This window comes from Spirosoma fluminis (genome assembly GCF_054778895.1).
Genome location: NZ_BAAGZD010000004.1, coordinates 523,929 through 538,873 on the forward strand (window position 1 = coordinate 523,929; position 14,945 = coordinate 538,873).

General features: G+C 52.6%; 13 protein-coding genes. 5 read left to right on the top strand and 8 right to left on the bottom strand.

From position 1 onward, the window contains the following. The first annotated feature begins 19 nt into the window (after positions 1 to 19). Positions 20 to 271: a hypothetical protein gene (locus tag ACYVBJ_RS07730; RefSeq protein ID WP_460981720.1), complete on the top strand. Its 252-nt coding sequence runs from the start codon at positions 20 to 22 to the stop codon at positions 269 to 271. 18 nt (positions 272 to 289) lie between these two features. Then, complete coding sequence (locus ACYVBJ_RS07735) at positions 290 to 2,752, top strand: PAS domain-containing sensor histidine kinase (RefSeq protein WP_460981721.1); 2,463 nt, start codon at positions 290 to 292, stop codon at positions 2,750 to 2,752. Positions 2,753 to 2,829: 77 nt separating this feature from the next. Here ACYVBJ_RS07735 and rho read toward each other — a convergent pair whose 3' ends face one another. The 3 genes from rho to ACYVBJ_RS07750 form a co-directional block, all read right to left on the bottom strand. Continuing rightward, positions 2,830 to 5,034, bottom strand: a complete 2,205-nt coding sequence (gene rho, locus ACYVBJ_RS07740; RefSeq protein WP_460981722.1) for a transcription termination factor Rho — start codon at positions 5,032 to 5,034, stop codon at positions 2,830 to 2,832. 457 nt (positions 5,035 to 5,491) lie between these two features. After that, complete coding sequence (locus ACYVBJ_RS07745) at positions 5,492 to 7,324, bottom strand: M64 family metallopeptidase (RefSeq protein ID WP_460981723.1); 1,833 nt, start codon at positions 7,322 to 7,324, stop codon at positions 5,492 to 5,494. Next, positions 7,321 to 7,824, bottom strand: a complete 504-nt coding sequence (locus tag ACYVBJ_RS07750; RefSeq protein ID WP_460981724.1) for a hypothetical protein — start codon at positions 7,822 to 7,824, stop codon at positions 7,321 to 7,323. Before ACYVBJ_RS07750 ends, ACYVBJ_RS07745 begins: the two co-directional genes overlap by 4 nt. Before the next feature lie 112 nt (positions 7,825 to 7,936). On the opposite strand from ACYVBJ_RS07750, the gene ACYVBJ_RS07755 reads away from it, so the two are divergent. From ACYVBJ_RS07755 to lptC, 3 genes are all read left to right on the top strand, one after another. Further along, the gene (locus tag ACYVBJ_RS07755; RefSeq protein ID WP_460981725.1) at positions 7,937 to 8,704 is read left to right on the top strand and encodes a type III pantothenate kinase; all 768 of its coding nucleotides are present in this window, start codon (positions 7,937 to 7,939) and stop codon (positions 8,702 to 8,704) included. Continuing rightward, positions 8,688 to 10,004 carry a hypothetical protein gene (locus tag ACYVBJ_RS07760; RefSeq protein ID WP_460981726.1) on the top strand — a complete coding sequence of 439 codons (1,317 nt, stop codon included), beginning with the start codon at positions 8,688 to 8,690 and terminating at the stop codon, positions 10,002 to 10,004. The genes ACYVBJ_RS07755 and ACYVBJ_RS07760 overlap by 17 nt, the downstream gene beginning before the upstream one ends. A 66-nt stretch (positions 10,005 to 10,070) precedes the next feature. Next, positions 10,071 to 10,634 carry an LPS export ABC transporter periplasmic protein LptC gene (lptC, locus tag ACYVBJ_RS07765; RefSeq protein ID WP_460981727.1) on the top strand — a complete coding sequence of 188 codons (564 nt, stop codon included), beginning with the start codon at positions 10,071 to 10,073 and terminating at the stop codon, positions 10,632 to 10,634. Positions 10,635 to 10,673: 39 nt separating this feature from the next. Here lptC and ACYVBJ_RS07770 read toward each other — a convergent pair whose 3' ends face one another. The 5 genes from ACYVBJ_RS07770 to porD all read right to left on the bottom strand — a co-directional run bounded on the left by ACYVBJ_RS07770 (position 10,674) and on the right by porD (position 14,929). Continuing rightward, the gene (locus ACYVBJ_RS07770) at positions 10,674 to 11,093 is read right to left on the bottom strand and encodes a c-type cytochrome (protein WP_460981728.1); all 420 of its coding nucleotides are present in this window, start codon (positions 11,091 to 11,093) and stop codon (positions 10,674 to 10,676) included. Next, positions 11,090 to 11,734, bottom strand: coding sequence for an SCO family protein (locus ACYVBJ_RS07775; protein ID WP_460982126.1), 645 nt, complete (start codon positions 11,732 to 11,734; stop codon positions 11,090 to 11,092). Before ACYVBJ_RS07775 ends, ACYVBJ_RS07770 begins: the two co-directional genes overlap by 4 nt. Further along, on the bottom strand, positions 11,724 to 12,179 hold the full coding sequence (locus ACYVBJ_RS07780; protein WP_460981729.1) for a viral A-type inclusion protein: 456 nt from the start codon (positions 12,177 to 12,179) through the stop codon (positions 11,724 to 11,726). The genes ACYVBJ_RS07775 and ACYVBJ_RS07780 overlap by 11 nt, the downstream gene beginning before the upstream one ends. Before the next feature lie 56 nt (positions 12,180 to 12,235). After that, positions 12,236 to 13,909, bottom strand: a complete 1,674-nt coding sequence (gene recN, locus ACYVBJ_RS07785; protein WP_460981730.1) for a DNA repair protein RecN — start codon at positions 13,907 to 13,909, stop codon at positions 12,236 to 12,238. A 111-nt stretch (positions 13,910 to 14,020) separates the two neighbouring features. After that, on the bottom strand, positions 14,021 to 14,929 hold the full coding sequence (gene porD / locus ACYVBJ_RS07790) for a type IX secretion system protein PorD (protein WP_460981731.1): 909 nt from the start codon (positions 14,927 to 14,929) through the stop codon (positions 14,021 to 14,023). Positions 14,930 to 14,945 lie beyond the last annotated feature (16 nt).

Sequence of the window (14,945 nt, forward strand, 5' to 3'; positions counted from 1 at the left end):
AGCCAGTACTCTGTCATACATGAATACAACACCATTTACTGGCGCTTCCGGGCAGGCTGAGTACCTGCAACGGATGTTGGAGGAAGTACCAGTCGCCCTCATTCATCTGGAATCCGTTCGGAATCAGGCTAATCAACTGGTTGATCTGCATGTTCAGTACGTCAATTCCCTGGCGGCCCGATTCGTAGGCCGCTTTACCGCCGGGGAAGTACTGGGAAAACGGTGGTCAGCCATATCAGATAGTGATTTACACGCCCAATTGTATCGATAGTCGATACAGGTAATCACAATGGGTGAGCCGCTTCGATATCGGCAGGAAACCAGGTTAGATACTCTTCTGAACTGGTTCGACGTAACGATCGCTCCCTACGGCGACGGTACGCTGACGACTATCCAAAAAATTGAAGAGCCCCCGGTAATCCCCGAGTGCGACCAGCCGTGGCAGGCGCAACGTTTACAGGGGGTTATTGATACCCTGCAAAGCAGTGTTCAGATCATTCGGCCGATATTTAATCAGCATGGTCAGATCGTCGAATTTAGGTTTACGGCGGTTAACCCGACCCTGGCGGAGTACGCCGGTGTAACGCCTGCCGATTTAGTTGGCGAGTCATTAACCGACTGGTTTCCGGGATACCGGGAACCAGGGTTGTTCGATCTGTACCGACAGGTATACGTATCGGGGGAAAGCCAGCAGCTCGATCTGAATTATACCCAGGATGGACTCAATATCTGGGCCAATGTGAAGGTGTCCAGGCTGGACCATGAACTCCTCATTACGCACACCGATTACACCGCCCTCAAACAGGCGCAACTAGACCTTCAGAAATGGGCAGACCAGCTTAAGTTTGTGACGGATAGTGCCTTAACGGCTATTGGGCTGTATTCAATTATTCGCGACCCGGCGACCAACGAAGTCGTCGACCTGCGGTATGAACTGATCAACGGTCGGGCTGAGCAGATGACCCAGCGTAAGGCCGAGGAACTGGTAGGGCGTACCATGCGTCAGGTGTTTCCGGGCATCGAAGGCACGGGCATCTGGAGTAAATACCAGCAACTGGCCGAAACCGGCGTACCGCTTCGCTACCACAACCACTACAACGTCGACGGGTACGACCTTTGGTACGAGGTGCAGGGAATCCGGAACGAGGATCTGATTGTCCTGTCGTTTCTGGATATTACGGATCTGAAAAATGCACAGGAGTTTAATCAGAAGCAGGCCGAGGAGTTTAGCCAGATACTGGACAACGCGCTGACGGCGATCTCGCATTTTACGGCCGTACGCAACGACGAGGGCCAGATTGTTGATTTCATCTACCAGTCGTTTAACCACACGTCGGAGTTATTTACAGGCTATAAGGCCGAACAGGTTGTGGGGAAGCGGATGCTTGAACTATTTCCGGGAGTGCGAAGAAGTGGCGTATTCGACCGCTGGGTGAAGCTGGTGGAGCAGGCCAGGACTGAACGGTTTCAGGATTGCTACCAGTACGATGGGTTCGATTTCTGGTTCGATACGCAGGCGGTGAAGTGGGGCGATGGGTTTATTCAATCGTACATCGACATTACGCCCATCAAGCAGGCGGAACTGAAGCAACAGAAACAGGCTGAACTACTGAATGCTGTGCTGGATGCTACCCTCACGGCTGTATCCTGCCTGGAAGCCGTTCGTGAGGCCGAGGAAACCATTCTGGATTTTCGCTTTACGCTGGCAAACCAGATGACGTACGAAACACTAGGCATGACAGCTGAGGAGTTACAGGGCAAACTCCTCAGCGAACTTACTCCGCAGTTACACAAGAGCATTGCTTTTGAGCAATACGTTCGGGTGGTGGAAACCGGTGAGCCAGTAACCCTGGAAATGCCGGTAGACGATCGCTGGCACTACGTATCCATTGTTAAGTTTGGCGATGGTGTGCTGACCTCCTCGATTGATATTACCGAGAATCATTCCTACAGCCAGCGGATTGAAGCTACTAATGCTGAACTCACGAAGTCGAATGAAAATTTGCAGGCTTTTGCCTACGTAGCCAGCCACGACCTTCAGGAACCCTTGCGGAAGATTGAATCTTTCGGCGAGCTGCTCAAAAATCAGTACGCTGGTGGCCTGAGCGAATCAGGTGTGGATATGATCAGCCGAATGCAGCTGGCGGCTTCCCGAATGGCGGTTCTGATCCGGGATCTGCTAAGCTACTCCCGAATTACTACCCAACAAAAAGTTCTCCAGCCGGAAGATCTGAATCAGGTTGTTGCCGACGTTCTGGGTGATCTGGAAACGGCTATTGAAGAAAAACAGGCCCGCATTGACGTACCGAACTTACCGACCGTGCTGGGCGACGGAAGTCAGTTACGTCAACTCTTCCAGAACCTGTTCAGCAACGGGTTGAAGTTTGTAAAGTCGACCAAAGCCGCAACTCCGGTAACTCCACACATCACCGTAACCTGCGTGCCTGTGGCAAAACGGGCACTTCCAGTCTCAATTATCCGGTTACTTCCAGCCGGAGACGGATCGGCTTACCAGTCGCGTCAATATTGGGTTATCAAAGTCGCCGACAATGGGATTGGATTCGGCCAGGAATACGCCGACCAGATATTCGGAGCGTTTCAGCGGCTACACAGTCGCCAGAAATTCCCCGGTACTGGCATTGGTCTGGCCATTGTGAAAAAGGTAGTCGAAAATCACGGCGGTGCTGTCGTGGCTGAGAGCCAGCCCGGCCAGGGCGCTGCGTTTACGATTTATCTGCCCGATCTCGTCTGACGGCGGCAGCTTTTGCAACCGTCTATAACAAAAAAGACGACCGCTGCGGTCGTCTTTTTTGTTATCCTATTCGATTTCTATCGGTTCATTGAAATCAAAAACTCTTCGTTGGTTCGTGTGCCTTTCATGCGGTCGAGCAGGAAATCCATCGTTTCCATGGGATTCATGTCGGCCATGTGCTTGCGCAGAATCCAGACGCGCTGCAACGTCTCTTTATCCAGCAACAGGTCTTCCCGACGCGTACCGGAAGACAAGACATCGACGGCCGGGTAAATCCGTTTATTGGCGAGTTTACGGTCCAGTTGAAGTTCCATGTTGCCCGTACCTTTAAATTCTTCAAAGATAACTTCGTCCATCTTCGAACCTGTATCGATCAGAGCGGTCGCAATAATTGTCAGCGAACCACCATTCTCTACGTTCCGCGCGGCACCGAAGAAGCGCTTCGGCCGATGCAGGGCATTCGCGTCCACACCACCCGACAGAATCTTGCCCGACGACGGAACGACCGTGTTATAGGCCCGCGCCAGCCGCGTAATGGAATCGAGCAGAATCACTACGTCATGCCCGCACTCGACCATGCGTTTCGCTTTTTCGAGGACCATACTCGACACTTTTACGTGCCGGTCGGCCTGCTCATCGAACGTTGACGAGATCACTTCGGCATTGACACTGCGGGCCATGTCGGTTACTTCTTCAGGGCGCTCATCAATAAGCAGTACAATCAGGTACACCTCGGGGTGATTCTTGGTGATCGCGTTGGCAATTTCTTTCAGCAGCACCGTTTTACCCGTCTTGGGCTGGGCTACAATCATACCCCGCTGACCTTTACCGATCGGGGCAAACAGATCCAGTACGCGTGACGAATAGTTTTCCGGGCGATTGCTCAGGCGGAGCTGCTCTTCGGGGAATAGCGGAGTCAGGTATTCAAACGGAATCCGATCGCGTATTTCTTCGGTGGTTTTGCCGTTCACCGTCGACACGCGAAGCAGGGCGAAATACTTCTCGCCTTCTTTGGGAGGACGTATGGCACCCCGAACGGTGTCGCCGGTTTTCAGGCCAAACAGCTTGATTTGCGAGGGCGATACGTAAATATCGTCGGGGCTGGCCAGATAATTGTAATCAGCCGACCGCAGGAAGCCATATCCACCATCGGACATAATTTCCAGCACTCCTTCGTTATCGATGATGCCATCGAATTCGCGAATGTGCTGGTTATACTGCCGACGGATGCGGTTCTGGTATTCCTGTGCTTCGCGCGAAGGTTGATTCACCGGATGGGGCTGCCCCGCTGCTCCATTCTGTGGCTGCTCCGATTGGTTATCGCCCGGAGTATCGGTCTGCGGAGCCGCCGAGGGATCGGATGTGCTCAACTCCTCAGTTGAGGGCTGCATATTGGCTGCGTTGTCTTCCGATACAACCGTAGGTGTCAAAAACTCTTCGTCGGGCTGACCAGCGTAGTTGATAGCCGTTTCGTCGGCTACGACGCGTTGCGTACGGGGGCGATGCCCCGCATTACTGTCGCGCCGGTTTACATCACGGTTACCCTCTACACGTTGACGACCGTTTCCATCGCGCCCGCCAAATTGATTGGCATCGGGGCGCTGATCGCGCCGGTTTACATCGCGGTTACCGTCAGGACGTGAAGGCGTTCGGCTTTCGCGGGGCCCGGTTTGCTCTGGTCCGCCCTCGCGGTTAAGACGATCTCGGTCATTACGCGCCCCCATATCCCGTCCGCTCTCCTGACGATTTCTGGGCTGATTGCCTGCCTCGTTTCGTTGCTGAGTGGGTTTCGGGTCCCGATTCGTGCGGGTACGTTCGTCGCGGGGTTCCTGCGTGGGCTGGTCGGCGGATTGCGGAGGGGCTGATTCAGCCTCAACCGTTGTAGCCGCTTCAATCGGAGTGGCTTCAGGCTGAGGAACTTCGGATGCTGTTTCTACAACAGCTTCGGGTGCTGCTTCCGCCGTTACCTCCTCACGTTCACGCCGTGCACGCTGACGTGTACGGGGAACTTCGGGAGTTTCGGCCGGGGCTGCCTCGGGTTCGCCGGGCTGTACGGGTACGGCCTCAGCTACCGGACGCGTACGTCGGCCACGGCGGGGCGCTTCGTCAACAACGGGCGCTGTAGCCGCTGATTCAGGCTCAGACGCAACGGACTGTTGATCTAATATTCTGTAAATGAGTTTTTCTTTCGTGTATTTGGCAGCATCGCGAATGCCAAACTGCTCGGCAATAGGCTGAAGCTCAGACAAGAGCTTCATAGCTAATTCTTCTTTTGTTAACATAGAGGTCAGGTTAGCAATAAACCTTCAAGAGACCGCTCTGGCGGTAATGTTGAAATAGGGGAATGTTGACTGAAAACAGATGTTCTGTGGGTAGGTTGGTTGACCGAACAAGCGCCGGACGGTGGGGCCACCGATTAATTAACCACATTAACCTCAACGGGCTCAATTATTTACGTAATGGAAAAATAAGTCAAATAGTAAACTTGGAAGCGATTTCCCTGATCTACACACAAAGGTCTGGTGGGGCCAGACACGGTGGTTGTTAAAACGCTTGGGAAAACAGACGGTCCGCTATAGCTATGGGCTGCTGCGATGAAAGCACTACCTGCAAACCGGATTGATGGAAGCAAATGTAGCGATTTCATTTGTTTATGTCAAGATAACGTAATTGGATTGGAAATGTTTCCACTGATTTATCAAAAATTCCCATCCAGCACCTGAATATTCAGGTTTACATTTACTCCACCAGAAGTTTGCCGGTAATCAACCTTTTGGTCGTGCTAATGCGGTAAATATAAACGGCTTTCGGGAGTTTATCCGTACTTAACTCGGTGTCCCGAAAAAATGATTTTTTAACGACTACGTGGCCCGTTTCGTCGAGCAGCGTAACTTCCAGAAGCCCATCCAGCGAGGTCTGAATCTGAACCCTGCCTTGGCTGGGGTTCGGAAATATCCGGACCATATCAGTAGGCAGCTTATGTATGGCGAGTATCGGATTGACCGTAACCTGAGTCTGAGCAGTACTGGAGCAGCCCTGTTCGTTCGTGACCACCACGGTATAGTTGCCCGCCTGACTTGTTTTGACGCTTTGAGTGGTCGGGTTCTGCTCCGTCGACTGAAAATTAGCGGGCCCGGTCCAGCTGTAACTTTTACCACCCTGCGCCGTCAACTGGAGTGGCTGGCCTTCCAGATATGGGCCGGTGTTAGCTGCACTAGCCGTTGGTAGAGGAAACACCTGCACGTCAATGGTAGCGGTTTGTGACGGGACTCCCGATAAGCTGCACATTGCAGAATAGGTGGTGGATTGGGCTGGCGATACGGTTACCGACGTAGTGGCAGCACTCGTCGACCAGGTCACTGCACCCGCGCAGTTCAGGGCGGTCAACGTAATGGACTCCCCGGCGCAAACGGAACGCTTCGTCGCCGTCAAGGAAAATGGCGGAGCAACGGTTCCTTTAACCAGGGCCCATTGGCTGATATACCGATGGGTAATGCGGTGACTGGCCAGCCGGATAAACGGAGTCGTGTCAACCACCGAAACACTCAACGTAGCGGTCGGGTCGGTTAGTTGGCTACTGGTCAACATCAACTGGTCGCTGTCCTGGCTGATAAGCTGATTGTTTAGTCGCCATTCTACCCGGAGCGTGTTCGGTTCAGGCTTGAGGAGGCCCAGCCGGAAGAGCGCGGGCTGTTCGTTGACGACAACCCGTGATCCGGCCTGCGGCTGCATGGATTCTACCGACTTCACTACGTTTAAAATTCTATCGGTTGTGGCTTCCCGACATACGGCGCAGAACGATTTGTCGAGCTGCTCCATCAGGCAGTTGTGCGTTGTGGGTTTATACCAGTTGCCTGCATCAACCGCACCCGTATGCGGAAAAATGCCGATATTCTGTTGACTCAGCCAGTTTTTCCAGACGACGCTGTTGGGGTCAGTGATTCGGGTCATGTTAGCGGCTTCGTGGGCGTATACCAAACCCGCCCAGTACTCATCCGTTAAAGCCGAAAAGATGTGTCCAACCTCATGCATGGCAATTAGGTCGGCTTGTGGGTCAAGCGTAAACGTAGCCGGATTGCCGCCCGACCCACCGTACCAGGGCGAGTTGACAATCATAACGGCCAGATCGTAGCTTGGGAAATTAGTGGCCATGACGTTCGTAAACGCCGGATAATTTCGGATGGCTACCAGCCGGTGAATGTTGCTGGTGCCGAAGGAAGAGCCAAAATACGTGTCCTTGGTTTCGACGGGCTGGTTGGGGTATCGATCGGGGGCCGTTCCCGGATTTGTGGCCCCGCTTTGTTTCGACGGAATCGGTATCGAATAGAAATTAAAATAGTTCTGGTAGGCGCTATAGGGCGAATAGCTCAAAAAGAACGTAACGAACTTCTGGGCGGCCTGGGTAAACGCCGGAAGTTCGCTCTGGGTAAATCCGTCACCCAGTATAACAACGTTGATCCGGTTGGCAATCGGGCCGGATTTGCGGAGTGTATCGACCTGGAACGTTTGGGCGCTGCACCAGGCACTTACTAAACAGAGACCAATAAGCAGGCAGGTAGAAAGTTGTTTCATGGGCGTAGACGTAAGGTGTGGATTTTGACGATGCCTTTGTCAGGCGTGACACTGAAGATAGCAAGTCGGCCGAGCGCTTCGGTATATGGAAATCGGATCGAAACGTGGCCACTTTGTTTGCTTAGAGGCTGACGGCTTAACGTACCATTCGGTTCGGCCATCTCCACTGACCTGAATAGGGGGTGTTCCAGACTGTCGCTGACGGGCTCCCGGCCGTCGGTATAGTAGCGGATTACCCTGAGTTGGTACGGGTTGTGTACAGGGTGAGATAAGGTTTTCAGCTTACCATTCCCTATAATCGAATTCACAAGGCGTATTCGCTCCGGCTGAGCAGGCCCCGAACGACTGATGTTAAAATCGAGAAATAAGACCTGGTGGGCAGCTTTTTCGCTATAATTCGGCAAGGTGTGAATCGCCAGCGTTTGTTTGGCTGAATGACAGGCGACAACCCATGTACCCAGACAAACGAGGAAAACCGCCTGAATAAAGAGAGGACGCATACGGATCAGCAAGCGGAAAGGTGGGTTATTCAGAAACGTCGTTAAAAATCCTTAAATCCTTATAAACATACAAATTTTAAGTCCCGAATCAACGTTGGGACTTGGTACGCGCATGGAGACACGAACACGGAAGGTAACGCCGTCGGCTTCCCCAAATCTGGTGATCGATTGGGGCAATTCAAGCCTCAAAACGGCCTGGTTTGAGGGGGGGACACTTCTGGAAACAAATCGCTACGAATCGCCGGAGGCCCTCGTGGCGGCACTAGCTCACCGGTCAATCGGACACGTACTGGTTTCGTCGACGAATCGCCCGGCCGATGAGATCCGGACGCAGCTCGTAGACCTGAGCCAGGATGTGTGGGTACTCGACGGTTATACGCCATTGCCCATCCAAAAAGCGTACGATACCCCAACTACGCTGGGAGCCGATCGGGTCGCAGCCGCGGTGGGTGCCGTTACGTTGTTTCCCCAGCGCGATTGCCTGGTGTTTGACCTGGGTACGTGCCTGACGGCTGATCTGGTCGACCGGCAAGAGGTTTTTCAGGGTGGGCTTATTTCGCCGGGGTTACGGATGCGCTTTCGGGCCATGCATGAGCAAACGGCTCGGCTACCGCTGGTGGAGTTGCCGACAGAATGGCCGGATCTGCTGGCGAAGAATACGCGGCAGGCCCTGCAAAGCGGAGTGGCGAACGGGCTGGCGTTTGAGATGAATGGAATTATAGATACCTACCGCCGTGAGCGGCCTGACATTGTGGTATTGCTGTGCGGAGGAGATGGGCCTGCCTTTGAAAGTCGTCTTAAACCGCCGATATTTGCAGTGCCCGAACTGGTTTTACTAGGGTTGAATCGAATTTTACGGTATAATGTTGAGAATTTATAAGCGGCTTCGCCGGACGTTAACGCATAGTTTGCTGGCCGTTGCCGCGACATCGCCGATGGTATTGGCGCAGGGATTGGGAAACTCTCCCTATTCAGCCTTAGGCATCGGGGAATTATACAGCCAGGGTAACGTAACAAACATGGGTATGGGTGGTCTGGGCATCAGTAATGCCAGCCCTTTTTACCTGAATATGCAGAATCCGGCCCTGCTCGCCCGCCGAACCCGCTTTACAGTATTTGAAGTAGGCCTGATCGGCCAGTCAAAATCACTCAGCCAGAATCTGAACGGTGGTCTGCAAAGCCAGCGGGATTTCGGCGGAAACCTCGGCTATCTGGCTTTAGCGTTCCCGGCAAGCTCGCGATGGAATATGGGAATCAGCCTCAAACCCTATACCTACGTCGATTATACCACCCGCCAGTACCGAACTGTACCGGGCACGATCTACGAAGCCGAATATAATTACACGGGGCGGGGTGGGCTCAACAAAGCAACTTTTACCAACGGCTTTCGGATTGGCAGTAATATCTACGTTGGTGGCGAAGCCTCATTCCTGTTTGGTAACGTAACCAACTCTTCTGATTCGCGAGTGCTGATCAACGATGCCAGTGTCGGCATTCAGGATACGCGCGTGACTCGGCTGGACCGCGTCAACTACAGCGATATTGTCTGGAAATTTGGTGCGGGCTGGCGACCTAAATTAAGCGAAAAATGGTCGCTTAATCTGGGGGCGACCTACGATCCGCAGACCCGGGTTAGCGCCAGCGAGACCGATATTTATCAGCAAACGTCCTTAACGGGCGTAGCGATCTCGGCGGCTGATACCTTGCGTATCGAGTCGAGCGGCCGGGTAACCTTGCCCCAGCAAATGCACTTCGGTATCAGTCTGGAGAAAAATAATACATTTCTCGTTGGAGTTGATGTAGGCTTCCAGAAATGGGGACAGTACCGCACGATCACGGGCCAGCCGGGCAATCTGGCCGACGGGATGACGGTTGCCGCGGGTCTGGAATACACGCCTAAGGCCAACTCGACCCGGTACTGGGATCTGGTTACGTATCGGGCGGGATTTCAATACAATCGACTGCCGTACACCGTTGAGGGTAAGCAGATTAATGACGTAAACGGAAGTTTAGGCCTATCCCTGCCGCTGGGCGCCTATCTGGTCAATCACATCACCCTGTCGGTTGTGGGTGGGCAGCGCGGTGTACTCACGGGCACGCAGATTCGGGAACAGTACGTTCGCATGGCGCTGGGATTCTCGCTCAATGACTGGTGGTTCCGCAAACAGGTTGTCGACTAAGGCCCGGCAAACTTATCGCTCTTCTCCCGCGTTGCGTTAGTTGCTACTATGCCTATTAACAGTCAGATGAAACAACGTTTTGTTCAAACAAAGGCGGTTGTGCTCTTTGCTTGCCTCAGTGCGTTGCTACTGGCTTGTGAAGAAGCCAAGCAGACCAAGAAAGTAAATCCGTACAGCGGACCAATTGAAGAAATTAACGACGTAACGTTATTATACAGTGAATCGGCCGCCCTGAAGGTGAGGCTGACAACGCCCAAGCAGTTTCGGTATGCCAACGACAACCGGTCGTACCCGAAACCCGTCAATATTGTGTTTTACGGACCAGCCGGTGACGAAGCGACCACTTTACGGGCTGATTCCGGCCGCTACGACAAGGCTAAAGATTTGTACACGGTAATGGGGAACGTAGTGGTCGTAAACAAGCAGAAGCAGGAACGGCTCTATACTCCACTGCTGAACTGGAATCCGGCCACTAAAAAAGTACATACCGAGAGCCGGGTTAAAATAGTCAGTCAGCTTACGGGCGAAACCTTGTATGGGATGGGGCTGGATGCGAACCAGGACTTTACAAGCTCTAAAATCCGCAAGCCGACCGGAATTTTCAATGTCGAAGCCGGGCCAGGCTTTTAATTGCTTAGTGTACGTAATGGACTGCCTAACGGTGGGCCATTATTGTTTGCAGCGCGCCAGAATCGGCGTTACCGTTTTCACATCGGTACGTTTCGTTTCATTACCCCACTGATTGTAGATATAGGTAACGAGTTCCGCAATTTCGAGGTCACTCAACTGGGGCTGAGCGGGCATCACCCGGTTGTAATGCTTGCCATTGACCACAATCGGCCCTTGCTGTCCGTACCGGATCAGGCAAATTACACTGTCTTTTTTGGCGAGGTAGTCGGAGCCCGCAATGGGCGGATACAACTCGGCTAAGCCTTGCCCTTTGTCCTGATGGCAATTGGCACAGTTGTTCTTGTACACCAGAATCCCTTCCGTGATGTATTGCTGCCGCTTAATCTCTTCTTGACTCTGGCAGGCGCAAAACGCAGCTGCTGCCACCAATGCCAGCCAATAACCAATCCGTCGACTCATTTTTTGTACTCGGCCAGTAACCGCTCCATATCGACCATAAGTTTATCAACGCCTTTTTCGGTTGTGCCGTCGTAGATGCCCCGGATGTGTTTGGCTTTATCGACCAGGATAAACGCACCGCTGTGCACAACGCCCCCCGGTGCAGTAGAGTCAGCCTGGGCCGTTACCATGTAGCTGTTCTGACCAATGTCGTAGATTTTCTCCCGGTCGCCCGTAACAAACAGCCACTGTTTGCCCGTCAGCCCCAGGTTATCGGCAAATTCCTTCAGCACCGCCACCGAATCCCGTTCCGGATTGATTGTGTGTGAGAGCAGCATCACATCCGGGTTGCCCTTAAACTTCTCGTAGACCCGTTTCAACTGTACTTTCATTTTCGGGCAGATGGTTGGGCAACTGGTAAAGAAAAAATCGGCAACGTAAATTTTATTGTCCAGCGTTCTGGCCGTAACGGTATCCCCATACTGACTGACAAAGCTGAAATCCGGAACGGCCTGATAGACCGAGTCGGTTACGGTTTTGCCATCGACGACCTTCGTAACGGCTTCGCGCTGGCCCAAAATTGGCAACGTATCGTCGCCAGACCCGCAGCTTAGCAACGTAGTCGTTAAACCAAACGCGAGTAACCAGCTACTATTTTTTATCCAGGAACTCACGAGCCTGCTCAAGGCTGGCATTATATTTTGTCTTGACATCGGTAATCCTATCTTTTTGTTCGGCTAAGTAACGTAACGCATCTTCGTGGGAAAGCTTAACCAGCGTATCCCCTTTATAGTGATCCATCCAGTAGTTCATCAGGCTATCGGACTCATTCAGATTTCGCCGTAAACGAATGGCCTGTTCCTTTTCTTCGTCATTACGTAGCGTAGCGGCCGCCGAACCTGTGGCTTTGAGGCTGTCAATCAGACTGATCTGCTTATTCAACTGTTTGCGCAGTTTCATCAAGTCATCCATCTTCGGCATGACCTCATCGTGGATGGCAAAGACTTCGTTCTCGGCGTTCTTAATGGCTTCTTCGTCTGAGTTACAACCTCCGAGAAGAGTACCAATGGTGAGGGCGGTAGCAAGGGTAAGCGAAAACTTTGGCATAGCGGTACGTGGGAAATATGAGTTGCCTGAAAAGGTTCTCTTCTCAGGCAACTCGCTTATTTGGCTACGGCTGTAGCGCGTTGTTTAAGAATTTCACGAGCGTTTTTGAGGGCGCTTGCTGATGGGTTTTTACCACCGATCATTTGCGCTATTTCAGTGACCCGTTCGTCGAAAGTTAATTTCTTGATCCGGCTCACCGTTTTTGCCGCCGAATGGTCTTTATACACAAAATAGTGGGCGTTACCCTGACCGGCAATCTGGTGCAGGTGCGTAATGGCGATGATCTGGTGGCTGTGCGCCATATCCCGCATCATGTTGCCCATTTTAATGGCTATCTCACCCGATACACCCGTATCAATCTCATCGAAGATGATCGTAGGCAGCGACCGCTTACTGGCCAGAATGTATTTTATGGCCATCATCAACCGCGAAAACTCACCCCCCGACGCTACGTTCTTAAGTTGCTGCGGCTTCACGCCTTTGTTGGCGCTGAACAGGAACGAGATGGTATCGACACCCGTTGGCGTTGGTTTGCCGGTTTCGGCCTGAATCTTCAACGACGCGTTGGGCATCCCCAGGTCGTGCAGTAAGCCGCCAATTTCGGATTCGATGGAAGGTAATACGGCCTGGCGAGAGGCCGATAGAGCTTCGGCCGATAGTTGCAGCTGCGCGCGGGCGGTTTCGGCATGGTCCTTTGCGTCGGCAAGTTCGTCATCCAGGTTAAGCACCTTGCTCACTTTCTGACCGAGTTCGTCGCGCAGCGCAATCAGGTCCGCAATGGCTTTAGCCTGGTGCTTGGTCTGCAACTGGTAGAGTAAGTTCAGGCGTTCCCGAATAACCTCGGCGCGCGTATCGTCTACGTCTACGCTGTCCTGCTCACGACTGATTTCGTCGGCCAGATCACGGAGTTCGATCAGACTGCTTTGGGCGCGTTGCTGCAACTGAAGGTATTGGTCTGAGAGCTTGCTGATGTAAGCCAGGTTACTGACCGCCCCTTTCAGAAAATCGATGACGGACTGTTCGGTATTATCCAGATACTCGTAGGCCAGTTGAAGCCGTTCCTTTATGTCTTCGGCGTTTTCAAGAATATTCAGTTCCTGTTCGAGCTGTTCCTGCTCATCGGGCTGAAGCTGCGCCTTGACCAGTTCTTCGTACAGAAAATTGTTGTAATCAAACTCTTTTCGCATGGCCGACGCTTCGGCCTGCAACTGATCGTAAACCGTTCGTTTCGCGCGGTAGGTCTGGTAGTCGGCCCGGTACGCACGCAGCACTTCGTCGTTCTGCGCATACGTGTCGACAATTTCCAGCTGGTATTCATTGGAGCCCAGCAGCACTGAGTCGTGCTGGGAGTGAATGTCCATCAGCTGGCTGGTTACCCGACGTAACGTTTCGAGGTTCACAGGTGTATCGTTCACGAACGCCCGGGATTTGCCGCTCACGCCGATCTCCCGGCGAACGATGCACGTATCAGCATAATCTAGTTCTTCTTCGTCGAAAATGCGCTCAATGATGTAGCCCGATACACCGAACGTACCTTCAATTACGCACTTCTGCTCCGGATTGAATAAAACTCGGGTATCGGCCCGGTTGCCCAGTAGCAACCCAATGGCCCCCAGCATAATTGACTTCCCGGCTCCCGTTTCGCCCGTTACGATGTTCAGTTCACGGTCGGGGGCAAGTTCAAGCTCGTCAATTAACGCGTAATTTTTGATTAGTAGATGCGATAGCATAGAGGAGGCTCCTTACTTAACTAACACAGGTAACCAGGGCGAGGTTCAGTCATAAAGACAGTAAGCGTCACGAAATCATGTTTACAACTCTGCCGGATAATGAACCTGTACTTACAGAGTTAGCTTTCGGTACGTTTCCGTTTTGGCGGGGTCCAGATACGAAAGCAGATCAAACGCCCGCTTCCGTTCTTCGGGGTTACCTTCATAGAGAATGTTATACAACTCCTGCGACTTTGCATCGAAGAACGAATTAAGCAGCACCGAGTTGGGCATCTGCAAGCCAATGGTTCGAATGGTCGTCAGCAGATCGAGCGTTTGTTTGCGCACCTGAACCGGATTGGCGCCAAACACGTCCAGCCCTTGCCGATGATACGTATAAAAACCGTCGCGGAAGGGCAGTAGCTGCTGATTTTGCAAATTCTCGATGAGCCAGTACCGATTACGCCGGTCACCGCCCGGTTGCCAGGCTCCGTTGACTGAACCCTGCTGAGCCAGGTTCGTGATGGTGTAGGCCCGCTGAATGAATGGATTACCGCCCTGCTTACTGAACGAGTCGTAATCGACCGCCAGAATGACGTTTGCGTAGAAAGCCAGCAGCGACGTCAGATCATCGGAGAACTGATTCTCCCGGAAGTAAACGGGTGTAGTAGGCAGGTACACAAAATTAAACGCCCGGTCGACGTAACTAAAGATAGTGGTTTCGTAGTTGGTGCCGTAAACTGGTCGCGTAACCACAATCTGCGCGGTGGCTTCAAAAGCGCCCTGAGCCAGCGACTTTACCAAATTTATGTTCATCGAGCAATTAACGCGCTCGGAAACCGTGAACTGGTCGTTGCTCCAGCGCCGGGTATTCATGAATTCCGAAACGATCCCCCTCAACTGGTTTACGTAGGTGAAGTCGGTTTTCTGCTGCGCGAATAACTGATCTGAATTGATCGTTACCTGGCAGTTTAATTCCTGTGCCCGAGCCTCCGGCCGACTTAGGATCAGGAAGGTAATTAGGAGTATGGCGAATCTCATAACTAGGTATACAGCG